Origin of the sequence: Paraburkholderia sp. MM5384-R2 (assembly GCF_014201025.1) — a bacterium.
GTDB classification, from domain to species: Bacteria; Pseudomonadota; Gammaproteobacteria; order Burkholderiales; family Burkholderiaceae; genus Paraburkholderia; species Paraburkholderia tuberum.
The window spans coordinates 1-21,495 of sequence record NZ_JACHDI010000016.1 but is presented as its reverse complement, the minus strand read 5'-3'; the positions used below and the strand labels follow the sequence as shown (position 1 = coordinate 21,495).

Annotated in this window: 19 protein-coding genes; 6 read left to right on the top strand and 13 right to left on the bottom strand. The window is 63.0% G+C overall.

The genetic code is table 11. The features are described from left to right. Positions 1-18 precede the first annotated feature (18 nt). The 4 genes from HDG37_RS23395 to HDG37_RS23380 all read right to left on the bottom strand — a co-directional run bounded on the left by HDG37_RS23395 (position 19) and on the right by HDG37_RS23380 (position 5,263). The gene (locus HDG37_RS23395; RefSeq protein WP_184051688.1) at positions 19-777 is read right to left on the bottom strand and encodes an ABC transporter ATP-binding protein; all 759 of its coding nucleotides are present in this window, start codon (positions 775-777) and stop codon (positions 19-21) included. Beyond that, positions 774-1,553, bottom strand: a complete 780-nt coding sequence (locus HDG37_RS23390; RefSeq protein WP_018418872.1) for an ABC transporter ATP-binding protein — start codon at positions 1,551-1,553, stop codon at positions 774-776. Before HDG37_RS23390 ends, HDG37_RS23395 begins: the two co-directional genes overlap by 4 nt. Positions 1,554-1,842: 289 nt before the next feature. Continuing rightward, positions 1,843-3,558 carry a GMC family oxidoreductase gene (locus HDG37_RS23385; protein ID WP_184051686.1) on the bottom strand — a complete coding sequence of 572 codons (1,716 nt, stop codon included), beginning with the start codon at positions 3,556-3,558 and terminating at the stop codon, positions 1,843-1,845. Between the two features lie 151 nt (positions 3,559-3,709). Continuing rightward, positions 3,710-5,263, bottom strand: a complete 1,554-nt coding sequence (locus tag HDG37_RS23380) for a CoA-acylating methylmalonate-semialdehyde dehydrogenase (RefSeq protein WP_260334966.1) — start codon at positions 5,261-5,263, stop codon at positions 3,710-3,712. Between the two features lie 145 nt (positions 5,264-5,408). Between HDG37_RS23380 and HDG37_RS23375 the strand changes: the two genes are divergently transcribed. Together HDG37_RS23375 and HDG37_RS23370 are read left to right on the top strand one after the other, a co-directional pair. Further along, the gene (locus HDG37_RS23375) at positions 5,409-6,308 is read left to right on the top strand and encodes a LysR family transcriptional regulator (protein ID WP_184051684.1); all 900 of its coding nucleotides are present in this window, start codon (positions 5,409-5,411) and stop codon (positions 6,306-6,308) included. 236 nt (positions 6,309-6,544) lie between these two features. Beyond that, the gene (locus HDG37_RS23370) at positions 6,545-7,081 is read left to right on the top strand and encodes a class IV adenylate cyclase (RefSeq protein WP_184051682.1); all 537 of its coding nucleotides are present in this window, start codon (positions 6,545-6,547) and stop codon (positions 7,079-7,081) included. A gap of 86 nt (positions 7,082-7,167) precedes the next feature. On the opposite strand, the gene HDG37_RS23365 is transcribed toward HDG37_RS23370, so the two are convergent. Next, the gene (locus tag HDG37_RS23365; RefSeq protein WP_090805519.1) at positions 7,168-7,659 is read right to left on the bottom strand and encodes an Lrp/AsnC family transcriptional regulator; all 492 of its coding nucleotides are present in this window, start codon (positions 7,657-7,659) and stop codon (positions 7,168-7,170) included. A gap of 381 nt (positions 7,660-8,040) precedes the next feature. Here HDG37_RS23365 and HDG37_RS23355 point away from each other — a divergent pair, with 381 nt between their 5' ends. Beyond that, complete coding sequence (locus HDG37_RS23355) at positions 8,041-8,331, top strand: 4a-hydroxytetrahydrobiopterin dehydratase (protein ID WP_184051905.1); 291 nt, start codon at positions 8,041-8,043, stop codon at positions 8,329-8,331. Positions 8,332-8,435: 104 nt separating this feature from the next. Here HDG37_RS23355 and HDG37_RS23350 read toward each other — a convergent pair whose 3' ends face one another. Then, complete coding sequence (locus HDG37_RS23350) at positions 8,436-8,660, bottom strand: DUF3717 domain-containing protein (protein ID WP_090802357.1); 225 nt, start codon at positions 8,658-8,660, stop codon at positions 8,436-8,438. Positions 8,661-8,809: 149 nt separating this feature from the next. Between HDG37_RS23350 and HDG37_RS23345 the strand changes: the two genes are divergently transcribed. Together HDG37_RS23345 and HDG37_RS23340 are read left to right on the top strand one after the other, a co-directional pair. Further along, a complete protein-coding gene (locus tag HDG37_RS23345) occupies positions 8,810-9,496 on the top strand; it encodes a response regulator transcription factor (RefSeq protein ID WP_013090980.1) in 687 nt (228 codons plus the stop codon). 167 nt (positions 9,497-9,663) lie between these two features. After that, entirely contained in the window at positions 9,664-11,178 is a 1,515-nt protein-coding gene (locus tag HDG37_RS23340; RefSeq protein WP_184051680.1) for a sensor histidine kinase, read from the top strand. 83 nt (positions 11,179-11,261) lie between these two features. Here the strand turns inward: HDG37_RS23340 and HDG37_RS23335 are convergent, their stop codons facing one another. From HDG37_RS23335 to mnmC, 7 genes are all read right to left on the bottom strand, one after another. After that, a complete protein-coding gene (locus HDG37_RS23335; protein WP_184051678.1) occupies positions 11,262-11,795 on the bottom strand; it encodes an SET domain-containing protein in 534 nt (177 codons plus the stop codon). Between the two features lie 213 nt (positions 11,796-12,008). Continuing rightward, positions 12,009-13,121 (bottom strand): NADH:flavin oxidoreductase/NADH oxidase, encoded by a 1,113-nt coding sequence (locus HDG37_RS23330; RefSeq protein WP_184051676.1) that lies wholly within the window; start codon positions 13,119-13,121, stop codon positions 12,009-12,011. Between the two features lie 109 nt (positions 13,122-13,230). Beyond that, positions 13,231-13,944, bottom strand: coding sequence for a glutamine amidotransferase (locus HDG37_RS23325; RefSeq protein WP_184051674.1), 714 nt, complete (start codon positions 13,942-13,944; stop codon positions 13,231-13,233). Between the two features lie 142 nt (positions 13,945-14,086). Beyond that, positions 14,087-14,725, bottom strand: coding sequence for a MarR family winged helix-turn-helix transcriptional regulator (locus tag HDG37_RS23320; protein ID WP_184051672.1), 639 nt, complete (start codon positions 14,723-14,725; stop codon positions 14,087-14,089). Between the two features lie 570 nt (positions 14,726-15,295). Next, positions 15,296-16,411 (bottom strand): YbdK family carboxylate-amine ligase, encoded by a 1,116-nt coding sequence (locus tag HDG37_RS23315; RefSeq protein WP_184051670.1) that lies wholly within the window; start codon positions 16,409-16,411, stop codon positions 15,296-15,298. Between the two features lie 87 nt (positions 16,412-16,498). Next, positions 16,499-17,704 (bottom strand): cation:proton antiporter, encoded by a 1,206-nt coding sequence (locus tag HDG37_RS23310; protein WP_184051668.1) that lies wholly within the window; start codon positions 17,702-17,704, stop codon positions 16,499-16,501. A gap of 939 nt (positions 17,705-18,643) precedes the next feature. Next, positions 18,644-20,611: a bifunctional tRNA (5-methylaminomethyl-2-thiouridine)(34)-methyltransferase MnmD/FAD-dependent 5-carboxymethylaminomethyl-2-thiouridine(34) oxidoreductase MnmC gene (mnmC, locus tag HDG37_RS23305; RefSeq protein WP_184051666.1), complete on the bottom strand. Its 1,968-nt coding sequence runs from the start codon at positions 20,609-20,611 to the stop codon at positions 18,644-18,646. 445 nt (positions 20,612-21,056) lie between these two features. Between mnmC and HDG37_RS23300 the strand changes: the two genes are divergently transcribed. After that, positions 21,057-21,335, top strand: a complete 279-nt coding sequence (locus tag HDG37_RS23300; protein ID WP_018418891.1) for an HU family DNA-binding protein — start codon at positions 21,057-21,059, stop codon at positions 21,333-21,335. Positions 21,336-21,495: the final 160 nt, after the last annotated feature.

The window sequence follows — 21,495 nt, the reverse complement described above, 5'->3', positions numbered from 1 at the left end:
GCGCGCGTGTGTCCGTGTCTATACGCCCAGTAAATCGTGCAGCACCGGCATCTTGCCTTCGAGCTCGCTAGCCCCGAAATGCTCGACGATCATGCCGTGCTCCATCACATAGAAACGATCCGCGAGCGGCGCGGCGAAGCGGAAGTTCTGCTCAACCATCACGATCGTGTAGCCGCGCGCCTTCAGCGTAACGATCATGCGCGCGAGCGTCTGCACGATCACGGGCGCGAGCCCTTCCGAGATTTCGTCGAGCAGCAGCAGATTCGCGCCGGTGCGCAGAATCCGCGCGACCGCGAGCATCTGTTGTTCGCCGCCCGAGAGCCGCGTGCCCTGACTCATGCGCCGCTCGTGCAGATTCGGGAACATCGCGTAGATTTCCTCGAGCGACATCATGCGCGCCTTGTCGCCGACGGGCGGCGGCAGCAGCAGATTTTCCTCGCACGACAGGCTCGAAAAAATGCCGCGCTCTTCCGGGCAATAGCCGATGCCGCAATGCGCGATGCGATGCGTGGGCAAGCCGACCGTTTCGCGTCCGTCGATACGGATCGAGCCGGTACGGCGACCCGTGAGGCCCATGATCGCGCGTAGCGTCGTGGTGCGGCCCGCGCCATTGCGCCCGAGCAGCGTCACGACCTCGCCGCGGCCGACCGACAGATCGACGCCGTGCAGAATGTGGGATTCCCCGTACCAGGCTTGCAGTCCCGCGATTTCCAGCGCGGGTGCGCCGCTGTTCGTTTCGTTCGCTTCGAGGCCTTCGCGCTCGACCGTCGTATTCATGCGTGGGCTCCGGCGAGCGCCGCGTCGGCGCTGCCCATGTAGGCTTGCATCACGAGCGGATTCTTCGACACTTCCGCGTAGCTGCCCTCGGCGAGCACTTCGCCCCGTTGCAGCACGGTGATCGTGTCGGAGATACCGGCGATCACATTCATATTGTGTTCGACCATCAGGATCGTGCGTCCGGCCGACACTTTCTTGATCAGCGCGGTCACGCGATCGACGTCCTCATGACCCATGCCTTGCGTGGGCTCGTCGAGAAGCATCAGTTCCGGCTCCATCGCGAGCGTGGTCGCGATTTCGAGCGCGCGCTTGCGGCCGTACGCGAGCTCGACCGTCAACACATCGGCGAAATCGGTCAGGCCGACCTGGGTCAGCAGATCCATCGCGCGATCGTTCAGACGGCGCAACGTACGCTCGCTCTTCCAGAAGTGAAACGCGGTGCCGAGCGAGCGCTGCAACCCGATGCGCACGTTCTGCAATGCCGTCAGATGCGGAAATACCGCGGAAATCTGGAACGAACGGATGATGCCGCGCCGCGCGATCTGAGCTGGCCGTTCGCCGGTGATATCGACACCGTTGAAAACGATCTGGCCCGCAGTGGGTTCGAGAAATTTGGTGAGCAGATTGAAGCAGGTGGTCTTGCCCGCTCCATTGGGGCCGATCAGCGCATGGATCGAGCCACGGCGCACGCGCAGGTTCACGCCGTTCACGGCGACAAAGCCTTTGAACTCGCGGGTGAGGCCGCGCGTTTCGAGAATCGTATCGCCGAGAATCATGTTCCCTTCCATACGGAGTAAGGCGAAGCACTACGATCTTTCCGCGCGAAGCTCTGCGCGACTTGTTGTTTTTGCGGCACCCCTTGCCGCTCCTTGGCGTGCTGCACCAATCCGTACGGTAATCCATGGCGTGGCACGCAGCATGGCTGCCATTGTCGCGCCAATGATGCAGCGCAATCATTGGGATTTGCACTTAGGGAACGAGGCCCGCGCCGTGCGTATGTGACGCGCGGTTCACACGCTTCACGTACGCGGCGGAAAACCTGACCGATGCGCTCACCGAGTCATGTCACACAGCTGACATCGACGCGGCAACACCGGTATGCGCGGCCATGCTGCCGCTCACGCGCGCGCGACGATCCTCGCGGATCATGTCGCTGGCGCGCTCGGCGATCATCAGCGTCGGCGAATTGGTGTTACCTGACGTGATGTTGGGCATCACCGACGCATCGACGACACGCAAGCCCTCGACTCCGATAACTCGTAGCCGGTTGTCGACGACCGCGGAGGGATCGTCGGTCGTACCCATGCGGCAGGTGCCGACCGGATGGAAGATCGTCGTGCCGACCGCGCTCGCGGCCTGCTGCAATTCTTCTTCACTTTGATACTGGAGGCCCGGCAGGATCTCCCGCGGCTGATAGCGCGCGAGCGCGGGCGCCGCGACGATGCGACGCGTCAGACGTAGCGCGTTCGCGGCGACGTGGCGGTCGTAGTCGGTCGACAGATAGTTCGGCGCGATCGACGGTGGCGCGCAAGCATCGGCCGACGCAATATGAATGCTGCCGCGCGACGTGGGGCGCAGCTGACACACCGAAGCCGTGAACGCATTGAAGCGATGCAGCGGTTCCCCGAAGCGATCAAGCGACAAAGGCTGCACGTGATACTCGAGATCGGGTCGCGACAGCGAGCGATCGTCGGCGTCGGACTTCGCGAACGCGCCGAGTTGCGACGGCGACATCGACATCGGTCCGCTCTGAAACAACGCGTACCGCATGCCGATCATCAGCTTGCCCCACCAGTGCGCGGACATCGTATTCAGCGTGCGCACGCCCTGCACCTGATACGCCATGCGCAGTTGCAGATGGTCCTGCAGATTTTCACCGACACCGCGCAGATCCTGAACGACCTCGATGCCGAGATTCTGCAGACGCGCGCCATTGCCGACACCGGACAATTCGAGCAGTTGCGGCGAGTTGACCGCGCCGGCGGAAAGGATCACTTCGCAACGCGCTTTGGCGAGATAGTCGACCTCGCCGCCACGATATTCGACTCCGGTGCAGCGGCGGCCATCGAACACGACACGCTGCGTGTGGGCACCGGTGATGACAGTGAGGTTCTCCCGCTTCAATGCGGGCCGCAAAAATGCCTTCGACGCATTCCAGCGAATGCCACGCTTCTGGTTGACGTCGAAGTAGCCGACACCGGTGTTATCGCCGCGATTGAAATCGTCGGTGGCGGGGATGCCGGTTTGCTGCGCGGCTTGCGCGAACTCTTCGAGAATCTTCCATTTGAGGCGCTGCTTCTCGACGCGCCACGGTCCGCCCGCGCCGTGCGCTTCGTTGGCACCGCCGTGGTGATCCTCGCTGCGCCTGAAGATCGGCAGCACAGCGTTCCAGGACCACGTCCTGTCATTCGTCACACGCGCCCACTCGTCGTAGTCTTCCCGCTGACCGCGCATGTAGATCATGCCGTTGATCGACGAACTGCCGCCGAGCACGCGCCCGCGCGGATACGACAGCGTGCGGCCGTTCAGACCCGGCTCGGCCTGGGTCTTGTACAGCCAGTCCGTGCGCGGATTGCCGATGCAATACAGGTAGCCGACCGGCACGTGAATCCAGTGATAGTCGTCCTTCCCCCCGGCTTCGAGCAGCAGCACGTGGATGTCGGGATCTTCGGTGAGCCGGTTCGCCAGCACGCAGCCGGCGGTACCCGCGCCGACGATGACGTAGTCGAACTCGCCTTCGAGTCGCCGCGCGGCGCGAGGCGTACTGTCGGTATGACTCATCGTTCAACCTCCTAAGCATTTTTGCGGCGCACGCGTGGCTGCTCGATCGCTTCCCACGCGTGCGCCGCGAAGCGCTTTTATTGCGCTTTTATTGCGCTTTTATTGTTTTCCTGGCGCGCTTGCCGACTCGATGCCGCGCAAAGCCGCCAGCTTATTTGGCGACCGGCATCGTGAATTCGGCGCCCTTCGCGATGCTGTCAGGCCAGCGCTGCATGATGCTCTTGTAGCGCGTGTAAAACCGCACGCCTTCCTCGCCGTACGCATGATGATCGCCGAACAGCGACTTCTTCCAGCCGCCGAACGAATGCCAGGCCATCGGCACCGGAATCGGCACGTTGATGCCGACCATGCCGATCTCGATCTGCCGGGAAAACGCGCGTGCAATGCCGCCGTCGGACGTGAACAGCGACACGCCGTTCGCAAACTGATTCGCGTTGATCAGTTCGACTGCGGAGGCGGAGTCGGGCACGCGCACGACGCATAGCACCGGTCCGAAAATCTCCTCGCGGTAGATCTTCATGTCGGGTAACACGTCGTCGAACAGCGTGCCGCCGAGGAAGAAACCCTTCTCGTGCCCCGCGACCTGATGACCGCGCCCATCGACGACGAGCTTCGCGCCCGCGGCGACGCCAGCGTCGATATAGCCGAGCACCTTGTCGCGATGCGCGCCGGTGACGAGCGGCCCCATCTCGGCCGCCGCTTCCATGCCGTTGAGGATCTTCAGGGTCTTCACGCGCGGCGTCAGACGCTCGATCAGCTCATCGGCGATATGCCCCACCGCGACAGCCACCGAAATCGCCATGCAGCGCTCGCCGGCCGAGCCGTAGGCGGCGCCGATCAGGGCGTCGACGGCCTGGTCGAGATCGGCGTCGGGCATTACGACGAGGTGATTCTTGGCACCGCCCAACGCCTGCACGCGCTTGCCGTGCTTCGTGCCTTCGGTGTAGATGTATTCGGCGATCGGCGTGGAGCCGACGAACGACAGCGCGCTGACTTCCGGATGCACGAGCAGCGCGTCGACCGCGACCTTGTCGCCGTGCACGACGTTGAACACGCCATCCGGCAAGCCCGCTTCCTTCAGCAGTTCGGCGAGCCGGTTCGACGCGGACGGATCGCGTTCGGACGGTTTCAGCACGAAGGTGTTGCCGCACGCGAGCGCGACGGGGAACATCCAGCACGGCACCATCATCGGGAAATTGAACGGCGTGATGCCCGCGACCACGCCGAGCGGCTGCCGCAGATTCCAGTTGTCGATGCCGCCGCCAATCTGATCGGTGAAATCGGTCTTCAGCAGACTCGGGATGCCGCACGCGAATTCGACGATCTCGATGCCGCGCATCACCTCGCCCTTGGCGTCGGAAAACACCTTGCCGTGCTCGCGCGTGATCAGCTCCGCGAGCTCATCGTGATGACGGTCGAGCAGTTCCTTGAACTTGAACAGCACCCGCGCGCGTTTGAGCGGCGCGGTTTCGCTCCAGGCGGGAAACGCGGCTTTGGCGGCAGCGACCGCGGCGTCCACCTCGGCGACGCTCGCGAGCGGCACGCGCGCGCTGATGCTGCCGAGCGCCGGATTGAAGACGTCGCCGAAGCGCCCGCTCGTGCCTTCGACCGTCTTGCCGTTGATGAAATGGCTCAGCGCGCGTGCACTCGCCGCGCTGCGTGCGGCTTCGTCCTGCGCGGTTGCGTCGGAATATGTCTCGCTCATCTCGTTCCTCTTTCCTGTGAAATCTTCCGCTTCGCGCTCGATGCCGCGCGCACAAGCGTGCTGAACACCAAGCGTACGGCCCTTACGAGCGACAAATCCAATGAGTAATGCTCAACTGCGCTATAAGCCGCGCTAATATCAGCATATGGATCTGACTCTCCTTAGGGCCTTCGTCACCGTCGCACGCGAGGGCAACCTTACGCGTGCCGCGGTGCAACTGCATCTGACCCAACCTGCCGTCAGCCTGCAAATCAAGCACTTGCAGGAGACGCTCGGCGTGACGCTGTTCACGCGGACTTCGCACGGGCTCGCGCTGACCCGCGACGGCCAGGCGCTGCTGCCGCATGCCGAACGCGCGCTCGGCGCGGCAGCCGACGTGCAGCGGGCGGCGCAGACGCTGCGCCAGGAAGTACGCGGGCGTCTGCGCATCGGCACCATTCTCGACCCGGAGTTTTTGCGCCTCGGTGGTTTCCTGAAGCAGCTCGTCGAGACCTGGCCGCAGATCGAAACCGCGCTGCGCCACGGCATGTCGGGCTGGGTGCGCGAACAGATTCGCGCGGGCGAGCTCGACGTCGGCTATTACATTGGCCTGCCCGCCGACGACGAGACGCACGACGGCGCCACGTTTCACGCGGTCACGCTCACGCATTTCCAGTATCGCGTGCTCGCGCCGGCGGGCTGGAAAGATCGCGTGAAGGGTGCGCGAGACTGGCGCTCGCTCGCGGCGCTGCCATGGATCTGGACGCCACCGGCGTCCGCGCACAACCGGCTGCTGTCGCGCTGTTTCGGCGAAGCCGGTGTGAAGCCGGTCAAGGTGGCCGAGGTGGACCAGGAGCCGTCGATGCTCGATCTGGTCAAATCGGGCGTCGGTCTCACGCTTGCGCGCGACGCAACCGCGATCGCGGAGGCGCATGCGCACGCGCTGACGATCGTCGATGGCATAACGGTACCGACGCAGCTGAGCTTCATCACGCTCGACGAGCGCAAGGACGAGCCAGCGATCGCGGCGGCGTTGAAGCTGATCGAACAGCAGTGGGCGATTTGAGCGGGGACGGTCTGACGCGTTGCGATATGAGCCTCGCTAATGCCCGCCCTCTCCCACTTGTCCGCCGAGCTGAAACCGCTCCGTCACGAAGTTTTTGCTAGATTAGCGGTTTGCGCTCGCGCAGCGCCCTCGCAGCTTTCCGTTCCGCCTGGCTTCGTCTTTCTCGGCGGCCTCCGCCCGGCAACACCAGCAACTCCGGAGCCGCCGCTCACTTCCCCCATCCACAGGAGCCTGACATGGCACGCAACATCGAAATCAAAGCCCGCGCCCAGCATTTCGACCAACTGCGCGAGCGCGCCGCACAGCTCGCGACGGACGCGCCGCTGATCTTCCGCCAGCAGGACTTTTTCTACGACGTGCCGCGCGGCCGCCTGAAGCTGCGCCAGTTCGACGACGGCACGCCGGCCGAGCTGATCTTCTATCAGCGCGACGACCGCGACGGCCCGAAGGCGTCGTACTACACGCGCAGTCCGGTGACGAATCCCGAAGCGATGCATGCGCTGCTCGCGACCGCGCTGACCACGCGCGGCATCGTCTCGAAAGAGCGGCACGTCTATCTGAGCGGACGCACGCGGATTCATCTGGATCGCGTCGACGGTCTCGGAGATTTCGTCGAACTCGAAGTGGTGCTCGCGCAGGACGACGACGAAGAAGGCGGCCACGCGGAAGCACAAGCGATGTTCAAGAGCCTCGGCGTATCGGAAGCGGATCTGGTGCCGGTCGCGTATGTCGATCTGCTGAATGCCGACGACGAGCCGCAACGGGCGGCATAGAGATCCCGTCACCGCAGGGGCCGCGGCAAGGCATGCGCGGCTCCCTCTTCCTGTCAGTCGGCACTGCCGGCAACGGCTTCGAACCGTCAAACCGCCGCCGCCCCCGGCGCCAGATGCCCGAGCGGCAACGGCCCATTGCGCTTGAACGTGGTCAGCACGATATTCGAGCGCACGCTATCGACACCCGGCACGCGCATCAGCTTCTTCATTACGAAGGTCGACAGGTAATTCAGATCCGGCGCGACGATGCGCAGCAGATAGTCGGCATCGCCGACGACCGCGTGACATTCGAGCACTTCGGGCAGCAAGTCGATCTGCTGCTGAAACTGCTCGATGATCGAATCGCCGTGATGCTTCAGCTTCAGGCTCGTGAAAGCGGTAACGCCGAGCCCAAGCTTTTCGGGCCGCAGCACGACGCGATAGCCATCCACCACGCCGACCTGTTCCAGCCGTTGCAGGCGTCGCCCGATCTGCGACGGCGACAGCGGCACCTGCTCCGCCAACTGCTGATGCGTGGCGCGGCCGAAGCGCTGCAGCACGTCGAGCAGCGCGAGATCGAAGTGGTCGAGTTCAAGCATGGCGAAATCCCGCATTAATTTGTCATTTCACGCACGATTATTGCATATTAACCCGCTTATACGCGAAACTTGCGCCCCTTTCGCGCGTGCTCCGCTCTACACTCGCATACACCAATTTCATGCAATCCGTCTTGCAGCAGCCTCGCCATGCCCACCAGCACCGCCAAACTCAAGGAACAGTTCAACGCCGGTCTCGGGACCCGCGCCGACTTCACGATCGATCAGCCGCTTGAGCGCTACGGCACGGTTGACCATGCGGTCTGGCGACAACTGTACGCGCGCCAAACAGCCTTGCTCGAAGGCCGTGCCTGCGATGAATTCTTCGCGGGCGTCGAGCCCATCAGCCTGCCGGCGAGCGAGTTCGACGAGCGAGGTAACACCATGATTCAGAAACTGACTTCCGACGAGCGAACCCGGCAACTGGCGAAACTGAATCGCTGGCAAAGCGTGGCTGAGCGTGATGCGATTCGCCGCGCGTTCGAGTTCGCCGACTTCAACGAGGCCTTCGGCTTCATGACGCGCGTCGCGATCAAGGCGCAGGAGATGGACCACCATCCCGAGTGGTTCAACGTGTACAACAAGGTCGACATCACGCTGTCCACCCATGAAGCGAACGGCGTGACCGAACGCGACATCGCGCTTGCCGCATTCATCGACGGGATTACTATGTAATACAAATAATTACGGGCCTTTATGGGTGTTTATGCATAACTCGCCGCGTAATCAGGCGACCATGAAAGGACAATGCAGGCAATTCCCTAGGCAAACCTTCAGTTCTACAGGCTATTCTTAAGTTGAACGTAAGCTTCCCAGGCCTGCCTTGCAATCGGGTCGAAACGATCGAGTGATAGCGACTGCTGACGCTGTACAATCAGCAGCGCATACGGCTTGGAGAGCGCGCTTGCCTCCTTGCACAGAACGTGTTCGTCGCCGCTTGAAGGTGAGCGGGTGCGCCAGAAGTTGATCGCGGCTTCCAGTTCGTGAATGCTGATCTCGGACATGACTTCGTGATGGCTGGCACGGTGCTTCGATTCGGCTCGACAGCTGCTTCGTGGCGCGTCTGCCGCCGCTTCGCACGCTGGCTGTGTAGCAGGCGCCCCGGCGAACCGCTTGCCCAAACGCCTAAACCCATTGTACTTGAGCGAAATCCATGCGACTCCTTCTGATCGAAGATGACCGCCCCATCGCACGCGGCATCCAAAGCAGTCTCGAACAAGCCGGCTTCACCGTCGACATGGTCCATGACGGCATCTTTGCCGAGCAGGCCCTCACGCAAAATCGCCACGAACTCGTGATCCTCGATCTGGGTCTGCCGGGCATCGACGGCATGACGCTGCTGTCGCGTTTCCGCCAGAGCAACCGTCACACGCCGGTGATCATCCTGACCGCGCGCGACGAACTGAACGACCGCGTGCAAGGCCTGAACTCGGGCGCGGACGACTACATGCTGAAGCCGTTCGAGCCGGCCGAGCTCGAAGCGCGTATTCGCGCGGTGATGCGCCGCAGCGGTCCGCACGGTGACATGCCGCGTCCGGAAGTGTCGCTGGGCGGCGTGCGGCTGTCGGGCGTCGATCGCCGCATCTTCAACGACGACAAACCGCTCGAACTGTCGCCGCGCGAATTCGCGGTGCTCGAAATGCTGCTGCTGCGTCATGGCCGCGTCGTCAGCAAGGCGCAACTACAGGATCATCTGACACACTTCGGCGGCGACCTCGGCGATACCGCGATCGAAGTCTACGTGCACCGCGTGCGCAAGAAGCTCGAGAACTGCCGTGTCGAAATCGTCACCGTGCGTGGCTTTGGCTACCTGTTGCAGGAAATTCGCCAGGCCGCATAATCTTCGTGAAGGCCGCACATTGCGTCGCGGCCTGACGGCCCCGCAGCGGCGCCGCGCATCGGCTGTGCCCGGGGCGCCTTGTGCCGGGCCCCGGGCCGTCTCAAGGCGCCTCGCGCCATTACTACCGCAGTTGCCACCGCAGTCACAACTTTCCCGCGCGTTCGATCATGCACCAGCCGGCCGCCAATAGTCTGCGCCGCACGCTGCTGCGGCGCCTCGCTGCGCCCCTGTCGCTGCTTGCGCTGATGAGCGGCCTGATCGCTTACTGGCTCGCATGGCAGTACACGCAGCACGTGGTCGACCGTTCGCTCGCGGACCTCGCGACCGCGATCTCCAAACAGATCCAGATTGCCGGACCGGAAGCGCCGATCACGGTGCCGCCGCTCGCGCAGGCGATGTTCTCCGACCCGGTCGAACATCTGGTCTACCGGATCAGCACCGGCGACACCGAAATCGCCGGCGACCACAATCTGCCGCTGCAAGGCACCAACGTGCGCCGCATGCATTACGCGTACGTGTTCGAGACGCAGCACGAAGGCGTGACCGTGCGGGTCGCTCAGGTGCGCGTCGATCAGCCGAGCGGTAATCCGATCGTCGTCGAAGTCGGCCAGCCCGTGCATCACCGCTTCCGCATCGCCGCCGAGTTCCTCGTCGCGATCATGATGCCGTTATTGCTGCTGCTGCTAGCCGGCTGGGTGATCGTGTGGCGCGTCGTCAATCAGCAGCTCAATCCGCTGACGGCGCTCGCCGATTCGCTGAACCGGCAAACGCACACGTCGCTCGAGCCGGTCGACGAAACCTATGTGCCGGTCGAGATCCGTCCGCTGACGGGCGCGCTGAACGCGTTGCTCGATCGTCTGAAAGCCGCCCTCGATGCGCAACGTAAATTCATCGCCGATGCCGCGCATCAGCTGCGCACGCCGCTCACCGCCGTGAAGCTGCATGCGGAGCAGGCGGTCGTCGCGCGCGATCCGCAGCAGACGCTCGCTGCCGTGCGCGAACTGCGCTCCGCGGCCGATCGCGCCGTGCGGCTGTCGAATCAATTGCTGTCGCTCGCGCGCGCCGAGCCGGGCGAACAGGCGGCGCGCTTCGTCAATGTCGACATGGCCGCGCTCGCGTTCGACACCGGCGCCGAATGGGTGCCGCGCGCGCTACCGGTACACGTGGACCTCGGCTTCCAGCGCCTCGACGATCCGTCCAACGATGACCCGCTGATGGCAGGCGGCAACCCTGTGCTGCTCCATGAAGTGATCGCGAATCTGCTCGATAACGCGCTGAAGTATGTGCCGCCGTCGCGGGCCGACGGCGGGCGTATCACGGTCACAGTTTCGCAGACGCTGATCGACGATCTGCGCATGGCCGAGATCGTCGTCGAAGACAACGGGCCGGGCGTGCCGCGTTCGCAGCAGTCGGATCTGTTCAAGCGATTCTTCCGCGGCGACGGGCAGACCGAGGCGGGCGTCGACAGCGGCGCGGGTCTGGGCCTCGCGATCGTCCACGACATCATGGTGCTGCATCATGGCAGCGTGCATTACGAGGACGCACCGGAGGGCGGCGCACGCTTTATCGTCAGGATTCCGTTGCTGCCGCCCGGTGCGTCCGCAGGCGCTGCCACCGCCAACGATGCCAACGGACGGCGCGCCACGAAAAAACCGGCGCACTCGGCGCCGGTCGATTTGTAGAAGGTTTGCCCGGCTGCCGCGGCGGCGTTCGCCTCAGCGCTTCGATCAGCGCAGACAGCTACCGCCGCGCACCGACCCGCGGCTCATTTCTTCTTCGATTTCTTCGCCGATTTGCTCGACTTTCCGCCCTTGTCGGCGCCTTTACCCGACTTGCCGCCGCCCTTGCCCTTCTGCGGCGGCGCCAGCATCGTGCCGCGGCACTTGCGCGCGCCGCAGCGGCATTCGTATTCCTTTTTCAGCCTTTTCGTCTGACGCGCGTCGATCACGAGGCCGTAGTCGTAAAAGACTTCCTCGCCCTCCGCGATATCGCGCAGCGCATGCACGTACACGTGTCCGTCGATTTCCTCGGCTTCGCAGTTCGGCGCGCATGAATGATTGATCCAGCGCGCGCTATTGCCGTTCACCTTGCCGTCGATGACCTTGCCGTTATCCAGCGCGAAATAAAACGTGTGATTCGGTTCAGCCGGATTATGCGGATGGCGGCGCAACGCTTCTTTCCAGGTAATCCGCTCGCCCTTGTATTCGATCAGTCGCTCGCCGGCCGCGATCGGTTCGAGAGCAAACACGCCTTTGCCGTGCACACCCGAACGGCGCACGGCGATCCTGCGTGAATTCATTGAATGAATCCTTGTGAAGAACTGGGGAATCAAATCTGGCAATCGTCAGGCGCGTCGTGCGCGCGGCTTTTTTCTGACGCGAATAGCAAACGCGGCGCCCTGAAAGCGCCGCGTCGACTTGCGACGCGCACCGCGCCACAACCGGCATCCTACACGTTGTCCACGGCTTCCTTCAACCGTCAGCCAATGCGTTCGTTCAACGTGCGACGGGCCTCACCGTTGACCAAACGAAATGTCGCCGAACAGCGCTTTCTGCTCACGCGGTTGTGAACGCCAGTACTGCGGCGGCGCTTCGACGGTCGCACCGAGGTTAGCGGCGGCGTGCCACGGCCAGCGCGGGTTATAGAGCAGCGCGCGAGCCAGCGCGATCAGATCGGCATCGCCCGCTTCGATCAGCTGCTCGGCGTGCAGCGGATCAGTGATGAGTCCGACGCCGATCGTCGTCAGACCGGTTGCGTGCTTGACCGCCTTCGCGAACGGAATCTGATAGCCCGGCTCGAGCGGAATTCGCTGCAGCGGCGAGACACCGCCCGACGACACGTCGATCCAGTCGCAGCCGCGCTTTTCCAGCTCGTGTGCAAACGCGATCGTGTCTTCGAGCGTCCAGCCGCCTTCGACCCAGTCCGTCGCCGACACGCGCACGCCGACCGGTTTGTCGGCAGGAAATCCGGCACGCACGATGTCGAAGATTTCGAGCGGAAAACGCATGCGGTTTTCGACCGAGCCGCCGTAGTCGTCGGTGCGCTGATTGGCGATCGGCGACAGGAACTGATGCAGCAGATAGCCATGGGCGGCATGCACTTCGAGCGCATCGATGCCAAGACGCGCGGCGCGCCGCGCGGACGCGGCGAACGCCTCGCGAATCCGGTTCAGGCCGACGACATCGAGCGCGAGCGGTGGCTCCTCGCCCGGCTTGTGCGGCAGCGCCGACGGCGCATGCGGCAGCCACCCGCCTTGCGATACCGAAATCAGCTGGCCGCCTTCCCACGGCACGTGGCTCGATGCCTTGCGGCCCGCGTGCGCCAGTTGCATCGTCACGTTGACGTGCGAATGCTTGCGGATCGCGGCCAGCACCGGCACGAGCGCCTCTTCGGTCGCGTCGTCCCACAAGCCGAGATCGCCGGGGGTGATGCGCCCGTCCGGCTCGACGGCGGTTGCTTCGATGCACAGCATGCCCGCGCCGGACAGCGCGAGACCGCCGAGGTGAATCATGTGCCATGCGGTCGCTTCGCCGCGTTCGGCGGAGTACTGGCACATTGGGGAGACGACGATACGATTTGGAAGCGTCACGCTACGCAGCGTGAGCGGAGAGAAAAGCGCGCTCATGGATTACGCCCAGTGAAAGCCCGAGAGCGATCGAGAATAGCACCGCACGCGGTTTACTGCATGAACGTGGCACCCGGCTGGACGCTTGCGTGGCCATTCGGCTAGCCATTCAGGCTTGCGTCTCGACGCGATCGAGCCATTCGCCGAACATGCGGCGCGCGGCGGCTTCGAGCACGGGACCGTATCGGCCGGTGTCGGCACGCAACCGACGTGCGTCGATGCCGTGGCCCGCGAGTTCGTTCGCATTCCCTATCAGCCAAGGTTCGAACCGATCGGTGCGGATCTCGGGATGACACTGCAAGCCCAGTACGTGATCGCCCCATGCGAAGGCCTGATTCTCGCAAGCCGGGGTCGATGCCAGACGGGTCGCGTTGGCCGGCAGATCGAAGGTGTCGCCGTGCCAATGCAGCATCGAGGTATGAGCGCCATCGAGATGACGCAGCGGCGAGGCGCGGCCGGCATCGGTCAGCGTGAGCGGCGTCCAGCCGAGTTCGGCCTGAGCCGCGGGGTAGACGCGCGCACCGAGCGCCCGCGCGAGCAGTTGTGCGCCAAGGCAGATACCGAGTGTTGGCAGACCGGCCGCGATGCGTTTTTCGATCAACGACAGCAGCGGCGCGAGCGTGGGGTACAGCGCGTCGTCGGTAGCGCTGATGGGGCCGCCCAGCACGACCATCAGCGACGCGGCAACCGGATTGGGCGCCTCGATACGGGCAACGCCCACATCGAGATAACGGACCGGACGCCCGCGCTCGCCGAGCACGAGCTCGAGACTGCCCAGATCCTCGAAGTGCACATGGCGGATGGCGAGTACTTCCCGATTCATCGGCCTGCCCTATCTTCAGGTTGACTAACGACCTGCCGCCAACGACTTTATCCTTGCACGGCACCAGCCGCCAGGCAGGCGGCGCATACCGCCCGCCGTCGCCGGCCAGGCCATGTTAGCGGATTGCCCAGGAAGACGCCGGTTATTGGGCGAAGATCTTCCAGGTCTTCTTCTGGGTGGCGGCGTCCGCCGTTTCATGCACGGAGCAGTCGAGACGCACATCGGTGTCCAACATGTTCAGGTCGAGCAGCGCGCAGTAATGCGGCGTCTTCTTCGGATTCTTGCTCGGCTGGAAATGCGTGCAGCTCAGGCACATACGATGCAACGGAATCGTGTTTTGCGCTTCGAGCTGATAGATGGTCTTGAGCAGCGTGCGATAGAACACGGACTGCTCGTCCTCGCGCAGCGTACCGACCGCCTTCGAGAGGAAGTCCGGCCATTGCGCGGCGCGTTTGGCAGCGGTGCGCCCACGCGAGGTCAGACGTACCGCGAGCGCGCGACCGTCGTCGAGTGCGCGACGCTTTTCGACGAGGCCCTTGGTCTCGAGCGTGCTGACCGCATCGCTGGTGGTCGCGGCAGTCAGCGCCGTTTCACGCGCGATTTCGCCGAGCCGCATCGGCCCCTTACGTTGCATCAACAGCACGAGGATCTCGCCCTGGGTCGGCGTAAGGCCCGCGCCTTCCGCCCATTCCCAAGCCTGGCTTCGCATCGCCGTGCTCAATCGCAAGAGGCTGTGGGTCACTCGCCCGGCTGCCTGTTCTCCGTATACGCCTTCGCTCATAATCTTCGATTCGTTTATTTACCGCTTTGGTGCAATGCCGGCGGCTGCCTGCCGGAGTACACCCGTTGCGTGTGTGGGGTAGCTTCGTCCAACCGCGGATGAAACCGTTTGTACTATCTCAAAAATACACCGTCTTGGAAGCCGAAGGCGGCGAAAAACGACATTCTATGCGACAGCGGCTAATCGTACAGCTAACTTATCCAACGCGAGCTGTGGATAAGCAGGGGAAAACGTTTGGACAGCCTGTGTACCGTTTTGCAACAAGCACTTGCAGCGTGTTGAACGTTTCCTCGGTTGCGCTTGCCAGGCGTGGCCGGAGCCGGTTTTACGAGCCCAGTTATCATTTCCCCAGCGCGTTGACTTTGCAGGAAATTATTCAGTTGTCCACAGCCTTTGGCAATGCCTGCTTACGACTACTACGCTGGTATACGTAAGCTTTCGAAAAACCTGAAGGGTTGCGCGCGCGAAAAACCATAAAAATTTTCTTACGAAAAAAAACCCGCACGCGGCGGGTTTCGTCGGAACGTCGCGTAGCTGGCGCACGCAAACGGTTTCATCAAGTCTTCGCGACTAGGCGCGCCATTGCAGACACTGCTGGCGTACCGCTTCGTGCAAGGACTTTTCCTGCGCAAACACACTGCGCAGCCACGTCGCGTCGTTGACCTGACCGCGCGCGATCGCGCCGACTTCGGCCAGCGCATTCACCGAGCCGAGCGCTTCCGCATGCGGTCCGATCTGTTCGAGCGTTTCGAGAATATCTTCGGAAATCGTCTTGCGTTCACCGGTTTGCGGATTGATGCAGATGCCACCGAGTCCGAAGCGGCAGGCTTCGAAACGGTTGAACGTGTAGACCAGATAGTCGTCTTCCTGCGGCATGATCGGCTTATCGAGCAACAAATGACGCGCGAGCGTCTGGATGTAGCAGGCGATCGCCGCGGCGCGATCCACCGAAAACGGCGTATCCATCACGCGGACCTCGATCGTGCCGAAGCCCGGCTTCGGACGGATATCCCAGTAGAAATCCTTCATGCTGTTGACCACGCCCGTGTGGACCATCTTCGAGAAATACTCCTCGAAGCTGTCCCACGTCAGCACGAACGGCGCGCGGCCCGACAGCGGAAACGCGAACACGGAATTCAGACGTGCCGAATGAAATCCGGTATCGACGCCCTGTACGAAAGGCGACGACGCGGACAACGCAATGAAATGCGGGATGAAGCGCGACATCGAATGCAGCAGATACAGCGCGCTGTTCGGATTCGGGCAACCGATGTGCACGTGCTGGCCGAACACGGTGAACTGCTTCGCGAGATAGCCGTATAGCTCGGAAATATACTGAAAGCGCGGCGTATCGACGATCTGCCGCTCGCTCCATTGCTGGAAAGCATGGGTGCCGCCACCGCACAGACCGACGTTCAGATGATCGGCCGCGGACACCAGCGTGTCGCGAATCTTGCGCAGATCGCTGACCGCCTGTTCGTGCGACGTGCAGATGCCGGTCGACAGCTCGATCATGCTTTCGGTGATTTCCGGCGTGATATTGCCGGGGATTTTTTCGTCCTTGATGAGGCGCAGCAGATCCGTGCCGGCTTTGGTCAGATCATAGTCGTGCGTATTGACGATCTGCATTTCGAGTTCGATCCCGAACGTGAACGGTTTCGAGTCGATGAAGGGTTCGAGTGACATGGCGTCCCCTGAGTCAGGTCGTTTGAGGCGAAAGAATTGAAAGACGGGTTCGTGAAACGCGCATGGCAGCGCATGCGCGTTTCACGCTTACCCCTCGCGCCGCTCGGCGACGAGCGCGAGGCTGCGATAGACGAGCCACGGCCCGAGAATCTGCAGCACGAAAATCGAACACATAGCGATTGCGCGCAACTGCGGATCGAAGTTCGGATACAGGTTGTACGTATCGTCGACGAGCAGATACGCGAGCGCCGACATCGGTGACAAGGACAGGCCGAGCGCGATGCCCTGCTTCAAGTTCAGGCCGCTCGGCTTCGCGAACGCCAGCACGCCGACCAGCTTCGCGACGAGGCGAGCAACGATCAGACCCAGCGCAGCGACTCCGCCCAACGCGATGTGCTTCCATTCGAACGACGTCAGCGTCAGCACGAACAGGATCACCGTCAGCAGCCAGCCCGCGGTGCCGAAATGCTCTGGCCACAACTGCGGACGCACTTCGTGATTCTTCACGATGATGCCCGCGGCGAGCAGCGCGAGAATCGTCGACAGCTTGAACAGATGCGCGATCGCGATCGCGAGCAGCACGAGACCGAACAGCGCCACGAACGAATGCTCGTCCTGCATATTCAGGCGCCGATAGAAGAACGTGCAGGTGCGCGCGAGCAGATACGCGAGCACGAGCGAGCCGACCAGCAGGTACAACGGCTGCAGGATGGTCGCGAACACGTTGCCGTAAACCTCCTGGTGCAGCCAGCTCGACACGAGCTTTTCGATCACGACCGCGTACATGCTGTTCAGCGCGGTCAAGGTCAGAAGACGCTGCGTGACCTGGCCTTCGGCGCGTAGTTCGGTTTTGAGCTGGATCACCATCGCGGGCGATGTCGCCATCGCGATCGCGGCGAGTACGGTCGCGACCATCAGCGGCACGTGCAGAAACAGCAACACGGGCAGCACCAGCACGAAAGTCAGCGTGGCTTCGGCGACGCTCGACAGAATCAGCCACGGATTACGGCGGATCCAGCGCAGATCGAGCCGGCTGCCGAGTTCGAACAGCAACAGGCCGAGCGCGACGTCGAGCAGCGGCCGTGCGGCGCTCGCGGAATTCGCATCGATCACGCCAAAGCCTGCCGCGCCGGCCACGAGTCCGATCACCGCATAGCCGGAAATGCGCGGTAAACGCCACGCGCGAAAGCAAAGCTCGCCGCACAGACCGGCGGCAAGCAATGCAAGACCCGCCCAGAAAATGGCGTCGGGCGAAAGCGGCCACGCTGGCAAAAACGAAAACGCCGAATTCATCGTAATGGGTTCTCCTTGGCAGCAACGGCAGACGACACGAACCGGCGCACACGCACGCCGTCACGAGCGCACGGGGAGCGCACGTTGTCGCAAGCGCTTCGCGAAATCAGCGTTGCGAGGTTTCAATGATCGGATGATCGGAACGCGCCACGGCCGCGAAGAACCGCACGGAGTCGGGCACATACACGGGATGCGGCAGTAGCAACAGGCACGCTGAAGGAACGCCGTCGACCTTGAATCAGATTCTGTTTGACCGGCACCGTTCCATTGCTGCGCGTGCCGTCAGTTGCTGTGGCACGACGCGGAAAAACGGGGATTGTGCCATAGCTTTTTCCGGGTTAACCGAAAAGACGTTAACTCGCAGGCAAAACGGTAAAAAAGAACGTTATTTTCCCGGTGAACGGAAAAAGCGACCTTTTTTCGAGATATCGCGTCAGTTTCGACCACGTCGCGAACGGCGAATCCGCTCCCGGGCGTTACCGCTGCTTTGGTGATTTCGATGCGCGGTTTTGTCGTTAACGCAGCGCGTCGAGCGATCCGTTTTACGCGAACTCGAACGAAATTCGCTAGCCCGATAGGCGGGGCGTTAGCCCCCGTCTTTGCTGTTTACTGGTTTACCGTATGTATACGTAGTAACAGTTAACAAGCTGCCTCGGTTTCTGTGGATAACCTATGTTTACCGAAACAAATCATCGAGTTCCCGGCCGCATAACCGGATGCACAGCATGTGCGGCGGCCGCCGGTATACGCGAGCAACTTTTCGCGCTTTTTCGCGATGTCCCAGTTACCCCGTTTACGTCCACAACGGTTCCACACGACTTGCGCCGGTTAACCGCGCGCTTATCCACAGGTCGCAGTGGATAAGCCGGAACCTGGTTTACAGGACGGGCGGAGTTAACGTGCCGGGCGCAGAGATAACTTCGCAATGGTCGAAGCCGGTTAACCGATCGTTCCCTGTCGCAAGGACCGCAGCAGAAAACGCCCAGGGTCGATGTCTTCCGCGAGATCGCGTTCGAGCGGCCACGGCTCGCCTTCGATCTGCGAGGCGATCAGTTCAGCGCCGAGCGCGGCCCACACCAGCCCGCGAGAACCATAAGCGAATGCGCCGTACAGCCCGTCGAGGCGCGGCAGATCGAGCGGCCATGCGCCGCGCAGGCGGGCAGCATCGCGGGCGGCAGCGGCTTCGTCGGCGAGCTGGCCGATCATCGGCATGCGATCCGAGCTCACGCAGCGAAACGCAACGCGTCCGGCGAGCGAGGTCAGCGGCGCGGCATCGAGTGCGCTTGCGAACGACGGCAACATCTGCGCGACGCGCTCGATATTCTCGCGATGACCGTCCGCGCGCAGCGACGTGTCGGGGTCGTCGAGTTCATAGGTCGCGCCTGTCAGCGTGACATCGTTCGCGAGCGGCACGGCGTAGCCCTCGCCGATCACCGGCAGCGCGAGCGGCGCGACGGTACCCGCCGGCAGCAAGCTCAACTGCCCACGAATGCTGCGTGTCGGCGCATGACGCAAGCCAGCGATGCGCGCAGCTTCATGCGCACCAGCGACGATTACGACCGGCGCTCGCGCGACTACCTTTCCCGCGATATCGAAGACGGTCCACTGATCGCCGGAACGTTCGAGCCGCGCGACGTCGACGCCGAAGCGTCGTTCGAGCAAGCCGCCTGCCGATGCGAATTGCGCCGCGCACAGCGAAGCCGGATCGATCCAGCCGCCGCGCGCAAAGAACCAGCCGCCACGCGCGAGCGGCACACCGGCGAGTCGTTCGGCATCGGACGCGCACACCGGCATCACGTAGTCGGACGGATAGCGGAACGCGCCGATGGCCTCGCCGATTGCGCGCGCCTCGTCGTCGTCCGCGGCGATCTGCAGCAGACCGCGATCGCCGCGCGCGAGCCGATGCCCTGCACCTTCGAGCGCGGCCCAACGATTGAGCGCGTACAGAAAGCCCGCCCGCGTGACGCGCGACGCGACGCTGTCGTCGCGCGAAATCATTGGGTGGAATACGCCGGCTGGATTGCCAGACGCATCTCGTGCAACCGACGCATGCCGCTCGAGCGAAGTCACGCGCCAGCCGCGCGCCGCAAGCCGCTCGATCACCGCGCAGCCGGCCAGTCCCGCACCGATCACGACCGCGTGTCGTTCGTCGTGCCAGAACGGCGCGGGCGGCTCATAACGGCGCACACGCCAGCGCGGCGCGAAGCGGCCGACCAGCATCGCGCGTTTCCAGCCGAAGCCGTCGACCTTGCGATACTCGAAGCCGCATTGCGTCAATGCGCGTTTGACGTCGCCCGCGCTGCTATAGGTGGAGAAGGTCGCGTCATCGCCCGCGACGCGCGCGAGCGCCTTGAAGATCGCCGGGCCCCACAGCTCTGGATTTTTCGCGGGCGCAAAGCCATCCAGATAGAACGCATCGGCACGCAGCCGCAATGTGGGCAGGCTGTCGAGCGCATCGGCGAAGTTCAACGTCAGCACGACGCGGCCGCCTTCGAATTCGAGCCGGTGCGTGCCGGGCACGAGCATCGGCCAAGCGTTCGCGAGCGTGTCCGCGAGCCCGGCGATCAGCGGATCGGAGATTGTCGTTGCGTGAACGCGGCGCAGATCGGCGGCGCTAAACGGATGCTTCTCGGTCGACACGAAATGCAGCCGCTCGCAGCGAGCCGGATCGGCGCGCCATGCGGCCCACGTGACGAGAAAGTTGATGCCGATGCCAAAGCCGGTTTCGAGCACGGTGAACGTACGGCGGCTCTGCCATCTTTCGGGCAATTCGTTGCCGCGCAGAAAGACGTAGTGAGCCTGCTCGAGCGCGCCGACGGCGCTGTGATAGATGTCGTCGTAGTGTGGTGAAAAGGGGCTGCCGTTGTCGCGGAAAGCGAGGACGGCGGGGATCAGCGGATCGGTCATGCGCGACGGGAAAACACGCTCAAAAGGTCGCTCGAAAGAGCGGGTTCGATGGTTCGAGCCGGCGCGCGCTGCGCGCGAGTCGCCGTAAAAGACCCATCAGGACGCATTCAGACGCTTTGCTGCGTTGGCAAAAACCAACGCTAACCCCGCCAGGACTGGGTTTCAGCCCTCGTTTAGGGGGTGCTGAGGGGCAAAATTTCGATTTCCTTGCAAGAACGGCCCGAAAACCGTGCAATTCCTCGAAACCCTTATCCTGATTGGGTTTGCGCTGCGCTATCATAGCAAGCGCCGCGAAGGGAGCGGCAGCACGGCCGCCGGACAGGGTTTTGTCCGGCGCGGGAGATCGTCAGGATCAGGGCCGCAGCTGCTCGACGGCGCGGTGCGCGCACGTATAATCGGCGCGGTCGCGCTGTTCGTATCAACCTAAACTCAGAAAGGAACCTTAATGAACAAACAGGAACTGATCGACGCTGTCGCAGGACAGACGGGCGCCAGCAAGGCTCAAACCGGTGAAACGCTGGACACGTTGCTTGAAGTGATCAAGAAGTCTGTGTCGAAGGGTGAGGCGGTCCAGTTGATTGGCTTCGGTAGCTTTGGTTCGGGCAAGCGCGCAGCGCGTACGGGTCGTAATCCGAAGACCGGCGAAACTATCAAGATCCCGGCTGCCAAGACCGTCAAATTCACGGCAGGCAAGGCGTTCAAGGACTCGGTCAACAAGCGCTAGGCAGATTCCTGCCGGGCAGTTGACACCCGCGAGAAAAACCCGCCAGTGGCGGGTTTTTTTTCGTCCAGTGCGCCCAGCATGGGCGCACTCCTGCGGGTGCAAGTCCCGCCATAAGCTGGTCACAGCGAATGAAGTGAAGCGCAACTGCATGAGGGCGACC

What these genes read in the sequence shown, in the direction of transcription:
- HDG37_RS23395 (WP_184051688.1), bottom strand. Translation starts at nt 777, where the DNA reads ATGAATACGACGGTCGAGCGCGAAGGCCTCGAAGCGAACGAAACGAAC.
- HDG37_RS23390 (WP_018418872.1), bottom strand. Translation starts at nt 1,553, where the DNA reads ATGATTCTCGGCGATACGATTCTCGAAACGCGCGGCCTCACCCGCGAG.
- HDG37_RS23385 (WP_184051686.1), bottom strand. Translation starts at nt 3,558, where the DNA reads ATGAGTCATACCGACAGTACGCCTCGCGCCGCGCGGCGACTCGAAGGC.
- HDG37_RS23380 (WP_260334966.1), bottom strand. Translation starts at nt 5,263, where the DNA reads ATGAGCGAGACATATTCCGACGCAACCGCGCAGGACGAAGCCGCACGC.
- HDG37_RS23375 (WP_184051684.1), top strand. Translation starts at nt 5,409, where the DNA reads ATGGATCTGACTCTCCTTAGGGCCTTCGTCACCGTCGCACGCGAGGGC.
- HDG37_RS23370 (WP_184051682.1), top strand. Translation starts at nt 6,545, where the DNA reads ATGGCACGCAACATCGAAATCAAAGCCCGCGCCCAGCATTTCGACCAA.
- HDG37_RS23365 (WP_090805519.1), bottom strand. Translation starts at nt 7,659, where the DNA reads ATGCTTGAACTCGACCACTTCGATCTCGCGCTGCTCGACGTGCTGCAG.
- HDG37_RS23355 (WP_184051905.1), top strand. Translation starts at nt 8,041, where the DNA reads ATGATTCAGAAACTGACTTCCGACGAGCGAACCCGGCAACTGGCGAAA.
- HDG37_RS23350 (WP_090802357.1), bottom strand. Translation starts at nt 8,660, where the DNA reads ATGTCCGAGATCAGCATTCACGAACTGGAAGCCGCGATCAACTTCTGG.
- HDG37_RS23345 (WP_013090980.1), top strand. Translation starts at nt 8,810, where the DNA reads ATGCGACTCCTTCTGATCGAAGATGACCGCCCCATCGCACGCGGCATC.
- HDG37_RS23340 (WP_184051680.1), top strand. Translation starts at nt 9,664, where the DNA reads ATGCACCAGCCGGCCGCCAATAGTCTGCGCCGCACGCTGCTGCGGCGC.
- HDG37_RS23335 (WP_184051678.1), bottom strand. Translation starts at nt 11,795, where the DNA reads ATGAATTCACGCAGGATCGCCGTGCGCCGTTCGGGTGTGCACGGCAAA.
- HDG37_RS23330 (WP_184051676.1), bottom strand. Translation starts at nt 13,121, where the DNA reads ATGAGCGCGCTTTTCTCTCCGCTCACGCTGCGTAGCGTGACGCTTCCA.
- HDG37_RS23325 (WP_184051674.1), bottom strand. Translation starts at nt 13,944, where the DNA reads ATGAATCGGGAAGTACTCGCCATCCGCCATGTGCACTTCGAGGATCTG.
- HDG37_RS23320 (WP_184051672.1), bottom strand. Translation starts at nt 14,725, where the DNA reads ATGAGCGAAGGCGTATACGGAGAACAGGCAGCCGGGCGAGTGACCCAC.
- HDG37_RS23315 (WP_184051670.1), bottom strand. Translation starts at nt 16,411, where the DNA reads ATGTCACTCGAACCCTTCATCGACTCGAAACCGTTCACGTTCGGGATC.
- HDG37_RS23310 (WP_184051668.1), bottom strand. Translation starts at nt 17,704, where the DNA reads ATGAATTCGGCGTTTTCGTTTTTGCCAGCGTGGCCGCTTTCGCCCGAC.
- mnmC (WP_184051666.1), bottom strand. Translation starts at nt 20,611, where the DNA reads ATGACCGATCCGCTGATCCCCGCCGTCCTCGCTTTCCGCGACAACGGC.
- HDG37_RS23300 (WP_018418891.1), top strand. Translation starts at nt 21,057, where the DNA reads ATGAACAAACAGGAACTGATCGACGCTGTCGCAGGACAGACGGGCGCC.